The organism is Paenibacillus sp. cl6col (assembly GCF_900102125.1).
GTDB lineage: Bacteria > Bacillota > Bacilli > Paenibacillales > Paenibacillaceae > Paenibacillus_B > Paenibacillus_B suaedae.
In genome coordinates this window covers 364745-385067 of record NZ_FNAZ01000005.1, presented here as the reverse complement: position 1 = coordinate 385067, position 20323 = coordinate 364745, and the positions used below count along the sequence as shown (strand labels likewise).

Annotated in this window: 16 protein-coding genes; 1 reads left to right on the top strand and 15 read right to left on the bottom strand. The window is 44.0% G+C overall.

The window, feature by feature from the left end; translation table 11 throughout:
* The first annotated feature begins 286 nt into the window (after positions 1 to 286).
* Positions 287 to 994 carry an alpha/beta hydrolase gene (locus BLS15_RS15935; protein ID WP_021254855.1) on the top strand — a complete coding sequence of 236 codons (708 nt, stop codon included), beginning with the start codon at positions 287 to 289 and terminating at the stop codon, positions 992 to 994.
* A 188-nt stretch (positions 995 to 1182) separates the two neighbouring features.
* On the opposite strand, the gene BLS15_RS15930 is transcribed toward BLS15_RS15935, so the two are convergent.
* The 15 genes from BLS15_RS15930 to BLS15_RS15860 form a co-directional block, all read right to left on the bottom strand.
* Positions 1183 to 2388: a hypothetical protein gene (locus BLS15_RS15930; protein ID WP_021254854.1), complete on the bottom strand. Its 1206-nt coding sequence runs from the start codon at positions 2386 to 2388 to the stop codon at positions 1183 to 1185.
* Between the two features lie 24 nt (positions 2389 to 2412).
* Positions 2413 to 3258 (bottom strand): hypothetical protein, encoded by an 846-nt coding sequence (locus tag BLS15_RS15925; protein WP_021254853.1) that lies wholly within the window; start codon positions 3256 to 3258, stop codon positions 2413 to 2415.
* Positions 3255 to 3941 (bottom strand): ATP-binding cassette domain-containing protein, encoded by a 687-nt coding sequence (locus BLS15_RS15920; RefSeq protein WP_021254852.1) that lies wholly within the window; start codon positions 3939 to 3941, stop codon positions 3255 to 3257. The genes BLS15_RS15925 and BLS15_RS15920 overlap by 4 nt, the downstream gene beginning before the upstream one ends.
* Complete coding sequence (locus BLS15_RS15915) at positions 3938 to 4354, bottom strand: GntR family transcriptional regulator (protein ID WP_021254851.1); 417 nt, start codon at positions 4352 to 4354, stop codon at positions 3938 to 3940. Before BLS15_RS15915 ends, BLS15_RS15920 begins: the two co-directional genes overlap by 4 nt.
* 556 nt (positions 4355 to 4910) lie before the next feature.
* Positions 4911 to 5714: a hypothetical protein gene (locus BLS15_RS15910; protein ID WP_021254850.1), complete on the bottom strand. Its 804-nt coding sequence runs from the start codon at positions 5712 to 5714 to the stop codon at positions 4911 to 4913.
* A 38-nt stretch (positions 5715 to 5752) separates the two neighbouring features.
* Positions 5753 to 7348, bottom strand: a complete 1596-nt coding sequence (locus BLS15_RS15905) for a response regulator transcription factor (protein WP_021254849.1) — start codon at positions 7346 to 7348, stop codon at positions 5753 to 5755.
* Positions 7323 to 9080: a sensor histidine kinase gene (locus BLS15_RS15900; protein ID WP_021254848.1), complete on the bottom strand. Its 1758-nt coding sequence runs from the start codon at positions 9078 to 9080 to the stop codon at positions 7323 to 7325. Before BLS15_RS15900 ends, BLS15_RS15905 begins: the two co-directional genes overlap by 26 nt.
* Before the next feature lie 83 nt (positions 9081 to 9163).
* Positions 9164 to 10351 carry a glycoside hydrolase family 88 protein gene (locus tag BLS15_RS15895; RefSeq protein ID WP_021254847.1) on the bottom strand — a complete coding sequence of 396 codons (1188 nt, stop codon included), beginning with the start codon at positions 10349 to 10351 and terminating at the stop codon, positions 9164 to 9166.
* 126 nt (positions 10352 to 10477) lie between these two features.
* On the bottom strand, positions 10478 to 12274 hold the full coding sequence (locus BLS15_RS15890) for a DUF2264 domain-containing protein (protein ID WP_090512450.1): 1797 nt from the start codon (positions 12272 to 12274) through the stop codon (positions 10478 to 10480).
* Between the two features lie 153 nt (positions 12275 to 12427).
* Positions 12428 to 13234, bottom strand: coding sequence for a gluconate 5-dehydrogenase (locus BLS15_RS15885; RefSeq protein ID WP_021254845.1), 807 nt, complete (start codon positions 13232 to 13234; stop codon positions 12428 to 12430).
* A gap of 43 nt (positions 13235 to 13277) precedes the next feature.
* Positions 13278 to 14108 (bottom strand): 5-dehydro-4-deoxy-D-glucuronate isomerase, encoded by an 831-nt coding sequence (kduI, locus tag BLS15_RS15880; RefSeq protein ID WP_090512700.1) that lies wholly within the window; start codon positions 14106 to 14108, stop codon positions 13278 to 13280.
* A 210-nt stretch (positions 14109 to 14318) separates the two neighbouring features.
* Positions 14319 to 16700 carry a glycoside hydrolase family 95 protein gene (locus BLS15_RS15875; RefSeq protein ID WP_090512447.1) on the bottom strand — a complete coding sequence of 794 codons (2382 nt, stop codon included), beginning with the start codon at positions 16698 to 16700 and terminating at the stop codon, positions 14319 to 14321.
* A 283-nt stretch (positions 16701 to 16983) separates the two neighbouring features.
* A complete protein-coding gene (locus BLS15_RS15870) occupies positions 16984 to 17649 on the bottom strand; it encodes a bifunctional 2-keto-4-hydroxyglutarate aldolase/2-keto-3-deoxy-6-phosphogluconate aldolase (protein WP_021254842.1) in 666 nt (221 codons plus the stop codon).
* A gap of 61 nt (positions 17650 to 17710) precedes the next feature.
* The gene (locus BLS15_RS15865; protein WP_090512442.1) at positions 17711 to 18673 is read right to left on the bottom strand and encodes a sugar kinase; all 963 of its coding nucleotides are present in this window, start codon (positions 18671 to 18673) and stop codon (positions 17711 to 17713) included.
* Entirely contained in the window at positions 18670 to 20184 is a 1515-nt protein-coding gene (locus tag BLS15_RS15860) for an alpha-L-fucosidase (protein WP_090512437.1), read from the bottom strand. Before BLS15_RS15860 ends, BLS15_RS15865 begins: the two co-directional genes overlap by 4 nt.
* Positions 20185 to 20323: the final 139 nt, after the last annotated feature.

Below are 20323 nucleotides of genomic sequence, written 5' to 3'. Positions count from 1 at the left end.
TGATTGTTGATACCATCATACTCAGCGAGAAGGAGAGACCCAAGGACGGATTATGACCTTCCACGGGTAAAATTTTGACCTTTGCTTAAAAAAATGGCTACGTTTAAATAGATGTTGAAAATTAATATATTAATAGAAAACACATAGTATAATTAAGCCATATATACAGGTTCGGAGGTATTATATGGGAAATCCATTTCTTTGACTTCATTCAACACTAATTAGTTTAATGGTGTTGCAACTAAATAAATCAGCAATGATTTAATATCATGGAGGATAAATTATAATGATAAAAAATAATTTGAAAATAGAAAATATTCCAGCGATTTTGTGGGGTGACAAATCAGATAAGTTATTTGTGGTGGTGCATGGTAACATGTCAAACAAGGCTGATGACTCGATTATTGTATTTGCAGAAGAAGCAACAGCATTAGGATATCAAGTGCTTAGCTTTGATTTACCTCAACATGGTGATCGTAAGGATGATACTTACCTTTGCAACGTTCAGAACTGTGTTCAAGACCTTCATACAATTATGACCTATGCAAAATCGTTATCAAATCATATAAGCCTTTTTGCTTGTAGCATGGGAGCGTATTTTAGCCTATTAGCATATAGCCATGAGCCGTTGAAGCAGTGCTTGTTTCTCTCTCCTGTGGTAAATATGGAACGTATTATAAATAATATGATGACATGGTTTAACGTAAGTGAGAGTAGATTAAAAATAGAGAAAGAAATTGCTACACCTATTGGACAAACTCTCTACTGGGACTACTACTGTTATGTGAAAGAACATCCTATTGTTGCTTGGAATATTCCAACTTCCATTCTCTATGGTTCAGAAGATAACGTATGTGAGTTTGACGTTGTATCTGAATTTAATAAACGTTTTAACTGTAATTTGCAAGTAATGGAGAATGGAGAACACTATTTCCATACTGAGGAACAGTTGCAGGTTTTCAGACAATGGCTGAAAAAACATATATACGAATAACCTATTCGAGAGTTGGGGAGGTACTCCTTTTTCTATGTCTGGATAGGTAACCGTCCGTACCCGATAATTCTTAAGTTTCCACATCATTTTTGTATTCTAGTTTTCAACTAAAAGGCCGAGCTAATTGACTATTAGAAGTCATTAGCTCGGCCTTTGTTGCCTTTTTATATCTCTTTATCTCTATTTTTCTATTCTAACTGGCCGAGATCGATAAAATTCAAATCCATGTTAGCTTCATCTTCGGCCTGATTTGCAGCCTCTGTTGATACTGCTTTTCCTTCGTATTCAAGGTTACCGCTTTTCAAATTGAATACATATAGACGATTACCTTTAAAATTCTTATGACCCACAATATAGAGATAGTCTTGTTTAAAATCATAGGTAATGTTTTCACTTAAATCTATATTTGAATTCTTCAGAGTAGTCTCATATTCTTTACTCACGAGATCGTAAGAAATAACAGTGAATCCTATATTTTTCTTACTCGATGCAGCTTTTTGCAGGAAATAAATTTTCTGTCCATAGGCATACATAATATTATTATTCAATAACATTTCATGCCCTTTGAACGTGAGCGGCGAGATTTGTCCTGTTTTAACATCCACTTGATATGCCTTTTTATGATTATCTTTACTAACACTTAAAATCCATTGATCCGTGTGATCCAAATTTTGATTAGCTAACCTTACGATTTGATTATCCCCATTTGCTGCTACAGATTTAGCTCCTAGTAACGCGAGCGGCTCATTCGTAATCTCCTTTGTTGTTAGATTAACACGGATAATCTGCGGTTCAGATACATAACCTTTGGCACTGTGAATCAAAGACACCATTGCAACAAGCTGTTGATCAACAAGTTGTACATTTTCTACAAAGATATCTGAAACATCATGATCTACATTGATATCGGATCTGATTTCCTGTGTATTGTCCTTCTGCTTGTTAAGCACAGAAATACTGAGCTCTGCATTCTTCTTCGCTGATGGATCATTGGATTGCTGCTTATCTACGGTCCAATTCACATAAGCAAGTATGTCCTGATTTTCATAGAACCCAGCTAAGTTGTTCTTCCCACGCATGAACTGACGATGCTGATCCACCCATTTATCCAATTGCGTTTTCACTGGTCTTCGGTTTAAGCTTTGGCTTATCGTTAAATTTTCATGTGGATAATCTGTACCATTTGTAGTGATATAAGCTCGTTCGATGCCAAAAACACTATCCTTACTCATGTAATTTCCGTATAAAGCTATACCTTCAACGAGAGAAGCATCCCCTTGAACCATCGTCAGCTTATAATTAGGTGGTGTCTCTTGTGAAGCTTGTACATAATACGTCCCGATTGTAATAACCGCGAACACTACAAGAATGGCGTTAACCATATATTTTCTCATACCTTAACCTCCATAACCCTTCAATTATACCGATATTTTCTTACGCAATAGATACAAGCTGTACCAAAGCGAACCTCCAGCAATGATCACTATTAATCCGAGACAAGTGCCTATGATTTCTCCTGGATAGAAGTAGCTATCGTATCTGCTATAACCCATAAGATAGGGTATTGAGGCTAATCCAGCTAGAACCGCAAAGTATAGTACGATAAAGCCGATCCCTTTCAGTCTGTAGCTCCGCTCCATTAGAATCGCTGTGAACAAGACGATCAAGCCCGTAATGACCAGTCCATAGTATAGTACAAACTCAGAAAAGTAGGGCGGAATCAGAACTTTAAGCACAGTAGGATGCTTCAAATAATCAAATACCGAGATGTTTCGATATAATTCAGCAGGAAGAATCGACTGTGCTATCAAATTCTCCAGTGGAACAAGGACAATTTGCAGGGCGACAAATCCAAAGGCGAATAGCAAGATCGTAACCAGCTTGGCAAAATACAAATTCGCCCGATTGGACGGCAACGTGAGCAGGCGATATACTACCGTATTTTTACCTCTCCAGTCACGGTACCAGATGAAGCAGCTATATATTAGCAGCACTGTTATGCTCAAAAATATGGGTCCGAAATATAGAAGTTTATTATAGTGATCATACACCGTACTGTTTAGCTGAATATATCCAGTCACATTGTGATATTGCTCAAGGGTCCATTGATTCACTCTCATTGCCTCATTCGCAGAATCCAGCCAATGATTAGCACCGATGGCGACTGCTGCAAGTTGCAAGGCGGCTGTCAGCACCATGAGTCCAATATATATTTTGGCAAATCGGTTCATTTCAAAATTCAATAGCTTCACAAAAGCTCTCATTTTATGTACACCTCTCTCATTACGTCCGTAATGGACTTACCTTCCTGCTCGCGAACTTCTTCACAGTAGAATTCACGTTCTACCTTCCCGTGCTGTAGCAAGACCGCTTTATCAATTAAATACTCAATATCGTTAATTTCATGAGTTGTAATAATCACACCACGATCCTCGATCAATTCACTCGTGAACACATCAGCAATTTGCTCGCGGCTGAACATATCAATCCCCGAGAACGGTTCGTCCATTAGGATGTAATCACAATCCAAGGCAAGTCCGAGCAACAAATTTAACTTCGCAGCCATTCCCTTCGACAATGAGGATACGCGATCCGAAGAACTCAGTTGGAAGAACTTAAGCAATTCCTTTGCACGTTCAGCGTTCCAATTCCGATAAAAGTCAGTCATAAAGCTCAAGCAATCAGCAATTCGCATATTGGAGGGCATCGTTAACGAATCTGGAATAAAAGTAATTTTCTCATACATCACAGGTGTTAGTGATACATTATCGATTAAGACTTCACCTTTGTATGGTGTCAGTCCCATGATGGACTTCAGCACCGTTGACTTCCCGGCACCATTGATTCCGATCAGGCAGGTAATCTCTCCCCTGGCAGCAGTGAAGCTAACGCCATTAAGTACCTTCTTAAATCCATAATTCTTCACCATCTGATTCACTTGGATCATTTTGTGTCACCACCCTCTGGGGATAACTTTCGCTCGGATGTATATTTTGTCTTTATGATATCTACTAGTTCTTCAACTGGAATTTGAATATTCCGAATGGAACTGATGAATATATCCACTGCACTTTCGATTAATTCAGCACGAATCGAGCTTAGTATTTGCTGATCCTGTGTAATTCGACTCGGTGAATTTCCTTCTGTTACGATCAAACCCTGTTCCTCCATCTCCTTATATGCCTTCTGCGCCGTGTTCGCATTAATCTTCATTACTGATGCCAGTTCACGCCGTGAAGGAATTTTGTCTCCCGCTCCGATTTGCCCTGTAGCAATCTGTTCCTTAAAGTAGCGGACAACTTGAATATATACCGGTTCTCGAACATTAAAGCTGACACCTAATTTTTGTTCTTCTGTCATGCAACCAACTCCATACGGTAAGTGTGTGTACTAAGTGGTTCATACATCTTATGCGTGTACTATACGTGTAATACACTTTTGTGTCAATAGTTTGATTTCGAGCACAGGCTTCTGGGGTTATCGTTCTAAGCCATTGTATTTCGTGCCAAAAAAATATAAATAGAGAAGTCTAATCCCTGTAATGATTACTTCCCTAGCTACAATAAATAATGAACCAAAAAGAGCTGCACTAGGCAGCCCATACTAAAATGAATCAATTTCATAATGTTTGAACCTAAAAAACTGTAGACTACTCCAATTCAAATTTTATCGTTTTTTTGCTAAACAGCTTGAGCCAAGCACTGTTTGTTTAGGCGATCACTTGCCAGTTTCATACTATTGTAGACAAAGGTATAAAAAATGATTAATGTATAATCTTCTTTAAAAGCGAATTAAGGGACGTCAAAATGTCTTCCCTTAAAAGGTATATAGTTTCAACATTATTTTAAAACATCACCAAAAAAAAAGATATAGACCTCCCTGTCTGCAACAGGTTAGGTTCTATATCTTTTTTCGCTCACTTTACTTCATAGCCATAAGCTTCAATTTGCGTTAGAGCAGGGAACGGCGACGGGTCGTCGGACTTGATTAAGTTCTTTACTGTCAATGACTCTACCTGACGCGGCGTAAGCTTAAATACCTGCTTGGCATGCGTTTTCGTTAGATGAATCGTCTCACAATCACCGTTTGAGAAGCAGACGGTTACTTGCTCCCAGTAGTTATCGTGAGGAAAGTCTGCTCGCAGCGTTAGAGCAATGCAGTCAATTTCTACAGTACGTCCAAACTGCACGCTCATTTCAGCATCATCTTGCTGGTTAATGCCCCACGACTCAAATGGCCATGCCCCGTGACCTGCATTAAAACAATTGCCATTAATGGCATTGCGTGCGGCAAACACGGACTCTCCACGCGTCTCCACATTCGCAATCGCATGCGGATAACAACTGTCATTCTCATGTTGGTCGAACGGATTAAGCGCTACATTTTTGTAACTGGAGATTTCCGCTTCAGTCGCTAGACGCACACTAAGGGCATGGATGTCACCACTATATGATTTCGGATTATAGGAGATTTTCTTCTCTCCAAATGGAATCGTAAGCCGATAGCAAGTTGTCGCTAAATATACGAACGTTTCTGGCATCGTATCATCAAGCTGCAACATTACATATTGATTGGGATGCTCGCTCTTTACAACAATTTGGTCACCCTCTTGATAGGGCTGATGATATACAAGCTGGGCTTGCCCCTGATCAGACGTAGCTGCCAATACGGTATGATTTGCATCGTGAATTTCAATCGTAAATTGCGTTAGTGGTGTCATAAGATGATCATCTCTTTCTTCCGTTATTTTTGATAGATTTACGAGCATTCGTTCTTATACTCACTCGGTGTCACGCCCATATACTTCTTGAACACTTTAGAGAAATAGGTACGGTCTGAGTAACCTAGTGTCAGTGCGATCTGTTCCAACGTATGCCCAGATGTTTTCAACATTTGTGAAGCAATGTTCATCTTATACTGATGTACATAATCCGTGAAATTGCTGCCCGTCATGCGTTTGAAATAGCGTGAGAAGTAACTTGGATTCAAATACAGATAGCGCGCAATATCAATGGAAGTAATACTATCAGCTAAATTTTGTTCGATATAATGTTGAATTTGCTGTAACTTAGGTTCATAGCTATTAGCTAGTGTACCTTGCCCTTGTTTCCCTTGTTTATCGCTAGGCATAGCCATTGCGGTTAGCGTGCGTTCCGCTAATGCAAGCACATCAACAAGGGTTCGTGACTGCTCTATATAATTGAAGATCGCTTCATCGAGTCTAACCGAAGCTGCAATCGTCAGCTCGCGTAAGCAGACTTGCAGCTCATGCATGAATGAAGCAGGTTCAATCATCCTTGCTTGAAAATGTTGCTTCATACTCCCGATAATACGTTGTATGCCATCTATATCATGAATAGCTAGCGCCTGCTTCAGTTCAACTTTATAGTTGTCCAACTCCCCTGCAGGCAATTGCAGCCATGTTGATCCTATCGCCTGCTGGCGATCGGCAATCTGCATCGACTCCCCAACATAGAACTCATATTTATGGCGCAATAAGGAGTGATAACAAGTACCCATTTGCTTAAGTTGCAGCTTATCACTTACCATGACGCTTACAAGCTGCAATTTCATATATTGGGCAACTCGCTCTTTCAATTTTTGCAAATAGCTGTTGAAGTGCAACACGGTGTTATCTGCTAAATTATCGTGATAGTTATACACAATGACAAGATGCTGTTGCTGCAAAAATGGTGTAATCCCTTCGAACTTGCGTGCTAATTCTTCCGCAATATTGTAGACGGCATAGCAAATTAACGATAACGATTGCTGTGAGTAATGTTCATCGTAACTAGCATATTGTACATGCACAAGACTGAGCATATACCAGGGACAGTTCCACCTTACTCCAATGCCAGCAGCATATTTAAGGATTTCGTCAACATTCGTTCGATCAAGCACACTCTGCAATAAACCTTGCTTGAGCAACTGTTGATTGTAGCTTGAAGGTTGTACACTGACAGACGATGATTGTTTTTTCAGTAAGCGCAGCGACTTATGCAAACTTTGTTGCAACTGCTCTTCTGTTAACTGATCTTTAATTAAATAATCGTCAGCTTGAAGCTTAAGTGCTTGTCTCGCGTAGTTGAAGTCTTCATGACAGGTTAAGAAAATGACGCGCACGTCAGGTTTGAGTTGGCGAAACTGTTCGGCTAACTCAATCCCATTTTTTTGTGGCAAGCCAATATCTGTTATCACAATATCTGGAACGGTCTGCTGAAATAGGTGTACTGCTTTTACGCTGGAATAGGTGGCAGCTACAACTTTCAACTGTAATTGTTCCCAATCAATCATTTGCTGCAATAGCTTGAGCATTGGCACATCATCATCAATAAGCATCACTTTGTATATCACTGGTGGTCCCCCCGCTTGATGTCACTGGAATCTGCATTCGTGCCGTTATACCGTCATACCTGTTAGGAGCAAAAGAAAGCGTAGCCTCTGAACCAAAAGATAGTTTCAAGCGTTGAGCAACATTAACCAATCCGACCCGCTTATAACTAGGATCAGGTTCATCACTGCAACGTAACACACTTTCATTCAGGCGATGCAACAAAGACTCATCCATACCTGCTCCGTTGTCGGCAACCTCAATGACGATGGTATCCGTGTCCTGATAGACGGAGATCCAAATTTGAGATTGCTGGCGCCCACTATCACTGCCCTCTATATCTACATCAGTATCGACAAAACCATGTAAAATTGCATTTTCAACTAACGGTTGTAGTAATAACTTTGGAAACTTAAGCAACTGCAATTGCGGCTCTACATCGACTTGCAGTTGGATTGGAATATCACTGCGCATTTGCATAATATCAATGTAGTGACCCATTAACTCACACTCTTCTTGCAGTGTTGCTAGTGCATTGAAATTCATATAGGCACGCAGTAAGCTCATTAAAGAGTCAATCATGCCGCTATGCAGGCGATCTTTCTGCAACATTAGGCTACACTTAATTGAGTTAAGCGTATTCAACAGAAAGTGGGGACGAATTTGCATAAACAGCGCCTCAAGCTCCAACACTCGTCTCTGCTCCTGTTGCCGTTCCATGTCATGAATGGACTGTTGCAGCTGATCCAACATCAAGTTAATCGTCTTGCTAACCGCTGCTAGCTCATCATCTCCCTTAACTTGCAGCCTAACATCTAGCTTACCGTTGCCAAATTGCCCTGCAACCTGCTGTAATTGCTCAATTGGACGATGCAATCGTTTAGAGATCAGCAGTGCAAACAAAGAGAATATAATGACAAAAAGCATGACTTCAGCAGAACCGATATAAAGCGTCTTTGAAATGATGCCTCTAAACGTGTTGTTGCTCATCTCATACACAAGCTTCCACCCGTTTTTGCTCAGCACGACTTCCGAGCGCATTCGATCGTCCACCTTATCTGAATCGGATGCAAGCAATTGTGTTGAGCCAGCAATCCGGTCACCATGCTCATCCAAGAGAGCAACATCCCATGACTTCACCGATTGTAATGCTTTTTCGAAATAGGACTGTTCAATTCCAATCAGCAGCACGGCCGTATGCCCTTTACTAACGCGATCATAGATGACACGAGCAATATAATATTTACTAGCTCCCTTGTCCTCGAGCAGTCCTAACCACTGCAGCCTTTCTGGCTGCTGGAAATTAATTTTGCTATACAATTCAGGTAAATGTGGCAGTAGTTTCGCCGGTTCATCATCTCCTGAAGGGATAATAAACTGCTGGCGGTTAATTAAGTACATCTGCGTCTGCCTATTCAACGTTTTTGAATTGATAAGCGAAAATACAGCTTTGATTTGTGAGAAATTCTCATAATCAGCATAACTATTTAATTGCTTCACATCAGCGAAATTACGTAAGCTAGTTTTGAAGCCTTCATCGTTTACAATGAAATGGGAGGCAAATGTAGCATCATCGATTGTTTTGCTAAATTCTGCTCCAATTACGTTCAACATGTTCTCATTCGTTGCATGCAGCTTATCCAGCATCGATTCTTTAATTAGATAAAAAGATTGCGCAGATACAGCAACCATCGGTACGATAATAAATAGCATGAAGGAAAGTAACATTCGTTTATAGTAAGTTAAATGGAACATGTGGTTTGCGTCACTTCCCTTCCTTCAATCCTTCATCATTTCCGTTACTGTTCAAGCCAAATCATCGACTTTATTTCCTATTTCTATTTACGCTCATACCAGTAGCCAGGAATACCGCGTGTAAGACGCATGAGCGCTTCCAAGTAGTAATAATCGCCCCAAATCATATAATCATCAGGGGACAACCCACCATGGACATAGTACGAGCCATGCTTAAGCAAACCTTCCGCTGCATCGTCACCAATCGTAGCATAGTTGGTAATCAGCGACTCCATACTGATTGTCAGCATCTTCTCGAAATAAGGACGGTCGGGGTCAGCAGCATCCAAATGTGAGATAAGCTCCACCAGTCCGGCAGCCACAATCGCTGAAGCTGAACTATCGCGATACGTATCAGCCGTTACAGGCGCATTGAAATCCCAATAAGCAACACTGTCCTCAGGCAAATGCTCAAGGAAATAGCGCGCCATACGCTTAGATGTCTCCAAAAATGCTGCATTTCCCGTATAACGATAGGAAAGTGCAAAGCCATATACGCCCCAAGCTTGCCCCCGCGTCCACGTCGAACCGTTGCTATAGCCCTGATGAGTCGCACCGCCGATTGGAACCCCCGTCTCGGTATCGAAGAAGAACGTATGGTATGAGCTATCATCTCCACGAACGATATAGCGCCGCGTTTTCTCTGCTTGGATTTCTGCAATTTCTCGATACTTTGGATCACCAGTCTGTTCGCTTGCCCAATACAACAATGGCAGATTAAGCAAACAGTCGATAATGATACGACCCGCTTCTTGCTCGTTATCTTTCGTTCCCCAAGCTTGAATGTATCCGCTTCCATCGCTCGTGTTACGCCAACGATTCAATAAATGATCAGCTGCCTCCAGTGTCAGCTCACGAGCACGATTATCGCCTGTTATGATCCACTGCGCTTTGGAAGACAAGCTAAATAGGAAGCCAATATCATGATGATCCAATACAACTTTTTGATCAAAGCGCTGACGGAAACTAGCCACTGTAGCTTCTGCTGCCTGCCGATAACGCTCATCTTGTGAATATTCATAGCATAACCACAATATTCCCGACCAGAAGCCATTTGTCCAGTCGTTGTTATCATTCAGTTGATATTTCCCATTAAGGCTAACATGCGGAAACTGAGTTCCAAACTTATCAATATTGTTCAGCGTCTTCGCTAGAATATTTTCAATTGCTTGTGTGTAAAGCTTAATTGCTTGCATGACCGTTGTTTGCGTTCCCTCTGTAGACATCTGCATTTCAGCCCTCTCCCAGAAAAATAACTCAATGCATTTCTTATGATAGCGGATACATTCCGCAGAATGTACGCCTTAATTTGTGTGAAATGTGAACAATTTTGACTTTTTTGTTGTATTCGCTTTCCTCTATTTCACCTTAACCGTTGTCGTCTGCTCGTTATGGTGCACAATTACGCGATCCGATGTCAGCCTCACCTCAGGCAGCTGCGACTCACAACCAGCAGGAACTCCTGCCATCACACTAACTAATAAATGTGTCCCTGGCTGAAGTTCAGCTCGCAGTGCAGGCATCAGAGTACGCTCATAGAATACATTGGTGTTAGGCTCGGTGCGAATCATCTCCGCTTGTGTGAATCCTCTAACCGCCTTGGCGATGGTGCTCCCAACAGGCGAATCGTAACTTGCCCAGCTTGTCTTGACTACGGCTGTGTCGTCACTGGTAACCGTGGCGAACGGCGCTGAGAAACTGGCATCATAGGCAATTAAGGCACGGCTAGTTTCCAACTCGTGTATGCGTACATGGCTGTCACCACAAGGGATAATCGTACTGCGAATCGTAACTCCGACTTGCGGCTTCCAGTTATGTATAAGTCGATCTTCATGCAGCTCATAGCTCGAATCAAGCGGCTTATCACGAAAATGTACGCCATCCTCACTAACAGCAAGCACACTATCAAAAGCACCTTCATAGTAGTAATAATTACTTCGCGGCACACTAAAGCCAAATACAGTCGAATAGGCAAATTTAGAGTACTTGGCGCAAGCATGGTTCTGATAGCCAATAAATTGACCTACCGGATACATAAGCACATGTTGTGAATGATGCGTATGTTCAATCAACGCCTTCATGCTCGGCAGCGGCAGCCGGCCTGGTGATACCTCTTGCTCTACTTCCTCTGCCTCCCAATAAGGATGGTCTTCCGAAACAGCAAGCAATAAGAAACTTTTGAATGCCCAATACGGGGAACCCGCACCGTTATAGCCCTCGCCCATCACCAAGTTCTGATAGTGATAGCCTACGCTTAGCACGCCATCTGTCGTAAAAATATTATGATTCATCCAGCTGCGCATATTGCGCGCATACAACCCTTTAATGACGCCCCATGGCAGAGCTTCAACGTCGGCCAGCACAAGCGCGCTCCAGAAGCTTGCTTGCGCAAATCGATACGCTAGACTGCGACCGAAAGGAATCGCTTCTCCCTTGCTATCGAACCAATACTGATAGCTGCGCGCAAAAAGAATAGCCCGCTCTTTCAACCTAGCTGCCCGCTCCGGATCTTCATCCGCCATAAACGTAACGTAGATTAAACTATAATAATGGAACGCCCATGGGATGTAATAATCAAACTGCTGATCCACTCCGTCAAAATACCAGCCATCGCCAACATAGCAAGACTCAATCAGGGCAAAATCTTCTTCGATCTTCTCCTGAGAATACTTCATGCCAAGCCGCTTCAGTGCCACATTCACTAAGATGCGAAAGAAGTGCCAGTTATTCGGTGCCAAACGGCGTTCATTAATTTGCCATAGCCAGTCCGCCAAATGCTGCTGTTCTGTCTTCGAAAGAGTATCCCAAGTTTTGTGCGGTGCAAGCAGCAGTGTAGTCGCGATAGAAGCCATCTCGACCAGCAGTTGATCGCCATCCATCGTCTTGCCATAATAATGCTCGCTGTGTGGGTTGCAACCCTCCGCTAGTCCACGCATCCATTGACGCTGAAGCTGCTCGTCATCATAATGAACGAGGAAAGGCCCCAATCCCCACAGGATTCGTAAGAATCCTTCGGCATCTCTGCGATTTTCGGTATAGACCGTGCCGTGGCTTCCTAATGCTAAGTGTCCAGGCTGTTCTGCTAACCTTGACCTTAACGGCTCTACTAACGTCAATAGGGCTTCCGCTACATCGTCACGATGATTCCACTGCATGCTACGTATTTTCTCCATCACGATTATTCACGCTTCCTTCAACAGTTTTCACAGCACAACAAACCTCATAACTCAATCGTACACAGATAAATTACAAAGACTAACAGCAACGTACTCCTGTTAGTCTCAGTATTTTCATCTTACTATTCGAAATTAAGGCTGCTTACCAATATAGGCAAGGATTCCACCGTCAACATATAAAATATGTCCATTGACAAAGTCACTAGCTGGCGAAGCTAAGAATACCGCAGGACCTGCTAAATCCTGAGTTTCTCCCCAACGCTCTGCAGGTGTCTTCGCAATAATAAAGGAATCGAACGGATGACGGCTGCCATCAGCTTGAAGCTCACGCAACGGCGCTGTTTGTGGCGTAGCAATGTAGCCTGGTCCGATACCATTACATTGGATGTTATATTGGCCATACTCAGAAGCGATATTGCGGGTTAGCATCTTGAGGCCGCCTTTGGCAGCAGCATAAGCAGACACCGTTTCTCGTCCTAATTCACTCATCATCGAGCAAATATTAATTATTTTACCGCCACCTTTTTTAATCATCCCTGGAATAACCGCTTTGGAAACTATAAATGGTCCGTTCAAGTCAATATCAATGACTTCACGGAACTCTTCCGCAGTCATTTCTGTCATTGGAATCCGCTTAATAATGCCAGCATTGTTGACTAGAATATCAATGACTCCAACTTCCGCTTCAATCTGTTGCACCATCGCTTGTACACCTGGCTCGTCGGTCACGTCGCATACATATCCATGCGCCTCAATGCCGGCTTCCTTATAAGCAGCCATACCGATCTCTACCGTTTCTGGCTCACGAGCATTAAATACAATTTTTGCACCCGCACGCGCCATAGCGCATGCCATTTCCAATCCGATCCCATACACTGCACCTGTAACGAGAGCTACCTTGCCATCAAGGCGAAATTGATCTACCGAAAATTGTGACAACTCTTCATACTCCCCTCTCTATAAACCCTATCTATTCATCTATCTACTTTAGATCGTCCATAGCGACCATATCCATATCGGTGTATGTGATATTCTCGCCGCACATTGCCCAAATAAACGTATAGTTGCTAGTGCCAACACCGGTGTGAATGGACCAGCTTGGACTGATAACCGCTTGCTCATTGCCGACAACGAGATGCTTCGTCTCATCAGGTTTGCCCATGAAATGAAATACCTTGTTGTCCCCTTCCATATCGAAGTATACATACGCTTCCATGCGTCGCTCATGCGTGTGGCATGGCATCGTATTCCAAGCGTTTCCTTCTTCTAGGTGCGTATAGCCCATTTGCAACTGGCATGACTGACACACATTCGGATGAATGTACTGATAAATTTTACGCTTATTCATTGTGTTATCAGCACCTGTCTCCATTGGCTTAATGTTATCAATGGAAATACGTACATTCGGATATTTGTGATGAGCCGGGCTAGAAGAAATATAAAATTTCGCTGGATTACTAGCATCTGCACTAGCAAACAGCACTTCTTTCGTCTCTTTGCCGATATAATAGCCATCCTGATTGTTCATCGATTCACGCACACCATCAATCGTAATAAACCCAGGACCACCGATATTAATGACACCTAGTTCACGACGCTCTAGAAAATACTCAACACCCAAATCTTTACTAAGCTTAATCTCTAACGGCTCTTTCGTAGGTGTTACGCCACCAAAGATCAAACGGTCATTATGCGAGTAAGTCAAGCGAATTTCACCGGGAACAAACACCTGCTCCACTAAAAACTCCTTGCGCAATTCTTCTGTTGTCATGCGTGCGATCGATTGTGGCGCATACGCGTAGCGTGTCTCCATAGTTTGCATATTTTCTAGTTCCTCCCGATTTCATAGACTTGGATTCATCACAATGAACAATGATGATCATTCGATATTGAACCTACAATCATCATAGTAAATGCTCCCAGCAATAGTAAGTCAATTATTTTGCTCGATTGTGAACAATTTTGACTTTATTGCTTAATTGACTTTACTTTTTCCTTTTTATGTTATTAGTTCGATAGTAACCTACGCTAAGCTTGCTATAACCGTTGCTCCAAGCGGGATATCCAGCTGATACGTATGTGGCGCGGGCTGTGTTACAGCGACTGCCATTGATGGCTTACCAGAACGGAAAGTAAGCGGAACCGTACTATAAATAACACAAGGCTTGCCAAGCGTAGACGTTATCTGCGCCTGCTGCAGCTTGCCTTCCTTCCAAGCCATATCAACGGTAAATCCACCGCGGGCACGTAAGCCAGTAACATGACCCTGCCGCCATGCAAGTGGAAGAGCCGGCAGTAGCCGGATTTCATCCCCATGCGACTGCAATAGCATCTCTTGCATCGCTGCTGCTCCACCAAAGTTGGCATCAATTTGGAATGGAGGATGGTCGCCGAACAAGTTCGAGTGTACCGCTTTGCTTAATAGATTGCGCAAACTCAGATGTGCCTGCTCTCCTTCATCCAGCCTTGACCAGAAGTTTGCAATCCACGCTTGACTCCAGCCCGTATGTCCTCCACCATGAGCTAAGCGCCGCTGCAGCGTGAACTTAGCAGCTTGTCCAAGATCAGGGCTGCGATGAGGAATGATCTGTTCCCCTGGATGCAAAGCGAATAGATGAGAAATATGGCGATGCCCCAGCTCTACTTCCTCATAATCAACCGCCCACTCCATAATTTGTCCATGGCGGCCGATTTGCGGCTGTGGCAGCTTACTGCGGACTTGCTTCCACTGTGCCAATAAATCTTTGTCCTCTTGGCACACCTGTTCCATATACCCTTCATCCAGTTGCAACAGCTCACCGGCACGGATACATGCTGTAAACAACGCATACAAAATTTGTGAGTCCATCGATGGACCATAGCATAGTGCCCCGACTTCACCCTGTTCACTGCGATACGAGTTTTCTGGAGATAGTGATGGTACGGTCACCAGCTGTCCTGATGGCAACTCCAATAAGAAGTCTAAGAAAAATAACGACGCTTCTTTCAACACGGGATACGCACGTTCGCGCAAGAACGAAAGTGAGCCGTTATAACAATAGTGCTCCCACATATGCAGCGCAATCCATGCGCCACCCATCGGCCACATATTGGCGCTCACATATTCACCGTAAATGCCTGTATCCGCCCACAGGTTGCTGCTCGTGTGAGCAACAAATCCACGTGCACCATAAATGTTGCGCGCTGTCTGGCGTCCATTGATGACTAAGCGTTCAATAAAATCAAATAGCGGCAGGTGACATTCCGCTAAATTCCCTGTCTCGGCAAGCCAGTAGTTCATTTGCAAGTTAATGTTAAGATGATAGTCCGATTCCCATGGAGGAGTAAAACTATCGTTCCAAATCCCTTGCAAGTTAGCTGGTAGAGTTCCCGGTCTGGAGCTGGCTAGCAGTAAATAACGCCCGTACTGATAAAACAGCGCCTCCAGCCCATTATCAGCGGCACCTTGCCGATATTGTTCTAGTCGCTGCGACGTGGACAAGCATTGTTGTCTAGGAACCTGAAGCTGTGGCTCAGTGCTTCTTCCTTCCTCCGCTTCCAAATCCAACGTTACACGGGTAAACAGCGGCTTATAATCATCCAAGTGCCGCTGCTTCAATGTCTCATATGGCACTTGAGCTGCCTGTTTTGCCTGTTGCCAAGCAACAGCATAATCATCTGCACAGCGAAATGAAGTCTGCGCAGCTACAATAAGCGTGACTGCACGAGCTTGACGAATATCAAGATAACTGCCCGCCGTCTGACATTGTCCACCCTCAACTACTGCCCGCAGCACAACGGCATAACGTACGCCATCTGCTCCTAATTGTCCTTTCATGGCAATAGCCTGTCCATCATCTGTCTGAACCATTTCACCGGTGAATGGTCTACGATCGAATTTGGCTGCAAAGGTTAAGCCTGCGGCGGCGGTCGAAGTCATCCGGATTACTAGCACTTGATCAGCGGCGCTAGAAAATATCTCACGGCTGTACTGAATTGCATCTTGCCGTCCCACTTCATAATTTACCTGAACCAAAGCATTATCCAAGTCTAGCTCACGACAATAATGATGAATTGCATGAACATCTATATCCGTATCAAAATCCAACAACAAGTTGCCTAATGTCTGATAAGGATGGAAATATTGCGGAACGTTCGTCATATGCTTCAACACTAACTTTTCTGCCTTGCGCACGTTACCCTGCAGCAACAAGTTTTTAATTTCCGGCAACGCCGCTTGCGCTGCTCTATTATCGTTATCCCTTGGACCACCATACCAAATCGAATCTTCATTCAATTGAATCTGCTCGCGCTGTATCCCACCATATACAACGCCCCCTAAGCGCCCGTTACCGATTGGAAACGCTTCCGTCCATTTGCTAGCCGCTGTCCGCTCAAGCAAAAAATAGTTGCTTATATGATTCATTAAGCTACCCTCATTTCTTTACAGAATCCTGTGTAATAGCTCGTATCCCCAATATTGTACTTCGCACCATTATATCGACATTCCACCTAAAAATAGATGCACTTTTATGACCATGTGTGTGTCGCTTTTTGACTCGTACGCTTCAGTTGCTTCCATCATGATCCATTCGAATCGTGCAACAACCTATACACGTCACTCTATTTTTCTGGTCCATGCTGCACAAAAAAATCGGACGATTCATACATGCTGAATCGTCCGATCTGCGTATATCATTTCGAATATTTTATATCCCCTTTGCCTGACGATAGGCATTTACATATGCGGCAGCTTTCTTCCGAATCAACGAGAAATCTTTGTTCTTAACTGCTTCATTTGTTAAATCGGAGCCGATCCCTACCGCTACCGCTCCGGCTTTCACCCATTCACCTAGGTTATCCAACGACACACCGCCGGTTGGCATAATGTTAGCCTGCGGCAATGGGCCTTTGATCGCCTTGATTACGGATGGCTCATACAGGTTGCCTGGGAACAGCTTGACGATATCGGCTCCAAGCTCAAGCGCTTCATTAATTTCCTTGATGGTCATCGTTCCTGGCATTACCGGTACGCGATATCGGTTGCACATGGTTACGGTCTCAGCGCTAAGGAAAGGGGACACTACGAATTGAGCGCCGCTAAGAATCGCCGCACGTGCCGTTTCAGCATCCAGCACGGTTCCTACGCCAATAATCGCATAAGTAGATTCATCCGACGAATCCCATTTATATTTTTGAGCTAGTGTCTCAATTGCTTTCAACGCAAATGGAACTGTCATCGTAATCTCTATCACTTTAATTCCGCCGAGAATCGCTTCCTCGGCCATTGCGACAACTTCTTCTGCCGTCTCCCCGCGAAGTACGGCAACGACACCTTCCTGTACTATCTTCTGAGTAATCTGCATTTTCTTCATATTGTTCTCCTCCCCATTTATCGAATGTCGTTTCTATTAATAGTCCTCAATGAAACACAACTTACCGCTCAACATGCACCTTACCGGCAAGCAATCGCTCGATTTGCGCTCCACTAGGGAGACCTTCCCAATCGCCAACCGTCTGGATTACCTGCGAGCCTATCAAATTACCGAGACGAACCGCCTCTTCAAGGCTATATTCCCGCAGCAAACCAGCTAGAAATCCAGCACAAAAGCCATCTCCTGCTCCTACCGTATCAACTACATGATCAACCTTATAGTAAGGAACTGATGACAGTTCACCGTGCTCCAGAATATAGGTTTTGTCCTCGCCACCTTTAATAATGCTTACAGCGGACAGCTCACTGAGCTTGGCAACGATCTCATCCATCGATTCCGTCTCATACAGCAGTTTCAATTCATCTAATCCCGGTAAGAAATAATCCGCTTTTAGCGCCAATGGCAACAGAACCTTTTGGGCTGCTTTCACATCCCATAGCTTCAAACGCAAATTCGGATCGAAGCTCACTTTGACGCCGTGCTGCTTCGCGATGTCCATCGCTGCTGCCGCCGTCTCCGCACAGGATGTGCTTAATGCAGGTGTGATCCCGGTAATATGTAAAATCTTTGCTCCAGCAATATATTCCTCATCCAAATGCTCAGGAGTCATTTTACTTGCCGCCGATAGCTTGCGGTAATAATAGACAGAATTTCTTCCAGCCGCATTCTCTCGAATCATTAGTCCGGTTGGAGCTTCATCTGTGAATGAAGCGCGTCTAACATCTACGCCTTCGCCCCGCACCATCTTATAAATCCGCTGCCCGAACGGATCATCTCCAAGCCGACCGCACCAGCCTGCGGAATGTCCAAGCCTTGACAAACCGATCGCTACATTCGTCTCAGCTCCACCAAAGGAAGGCGTCAAATTCGATGTATATTCAAGACCTTTCCCCCCCTCGGCGATCAATAGGGCCATACTTTCCCCGAAGGTGACCACTTCCGGATGAGCATTTCGATTATTCATTCCCCTTCACCACCCTGAACCTGACTGTTGTACACTTCGAATGTGGACAAGTTTGGCCACCAGCGGGAGCCAGTGATCTGAAGACGCAAGCGACTGCTGCTTATGGCTGGAAAATGGCAGATCCGCTTGTGACCGATAATGGTACCCTTCAGAATAGGCTGCCACGTCCCTCTGCCTGCAGCAGTATCCGTACAATCCTCTGTCGTTGCAGCAGCATCGGCTTGCCAATACTCTAAGCGGAAACTCTCAATCCTCTGCGTATAGCGATACTCCTGCAGTACGATATGGTCAAACGTTTGCTCTGTTCCTAAGTCGACAGTGATACTCGCCACCTCTGTACCTTGCTCAGGAGCCCAAAACGTATCTCGATTGCCATCCAGTATATTGGTCGCTTCATATCCAGCCATCGCTTCACTAGCCGTAGCAGCAGCATCGCGTGCCACATTCGTCTCAAACGTATTGCGAATCCAAGCTCCGAGCTCCTCTAACCGCTGCACATCATTCTCGTGGAGCAGACCGCGCGTATCGGCAGGAATATTAAGCAAGAGCGTAGCATTGCCTCCGACCGAACCATAGTACACATTCCGCAGCTCATCCAGCGATTTGACTTGATCATCTTGACTCGCATGATAGAACCATCCCGGACGAATCGACGTATCCACTTCCGCTGGATACCAGACAAGCTCCGATACATTTGCGATAATGTCGCGGCTACCCAAGTCTTCATCCTCTGAAGTGAAACGCTTGGCGAATTCAGCATTATCTTCCTGCTGTGAATGTTCCTGAATTCTCTCCTTATCCTGCAGCTGCGCAGGTACTACGCTCCACTCCGACTTGCGACAATGCCCCGCCTCATTGCCACACCAGCGCACATCCGGCCCACATACCGAAATACTCGCTTCTGGCTGCAATTCACGAATCAGTGCATAATAGCCATTCCAATCATATATTTGCCGTTTGCCGTTAGGACCTTCACCACAAGCCCCATCAAACCACATACAGAAAATATCCCCATACCTAGTCAACAGCTCGCGCAGTTGATTGGTAAAGTACTCATTATAAGCTGGCGAATCCCCATAACACGGCTCATGACGATCCCAAGGCGATAAATAAATCCCAAACTTCAACCCGCCTTCACGACAAGCATCTGCCACCTCACGAACGACATCACCCTTGCCATCTTTCCATGGGCTATTCTTCACCGAATGCTCTGTATACTCACTCGGCCACAAACAAAACCCATCGTGATGCTTGCAAGTCAGAATCAGCCCTTTCATCCCTGCGGCCTTACAAGCGCGTACCCACTGCCTTGCATCCAGCTGTGTCGGATTAAAAATATCCGGCTGCTCCTGCCCACTGCCCCATTCCTGGTCCGTAAACGTATTTACTGTAAAATGTACAAAAGCGTAAAACTCCATCTCTTGTATCGCCAACTGCCGCTCAGACGGCCGCACCAACGCTGCCGCTTTAACTTGCTCTGTTTTTATAACTCCACTGCTGTTCATAACCATTTCCCCCCTCTCATTTTCCCGCTGCAACATTTTGAAAAATATAAAAAGATATCATACATATCTATATGGAAATTAAAAACCCAACCTAACTTAGGCTAATAATAGCAAATCAAAGATAGGTAGAAACACGCATTATTTT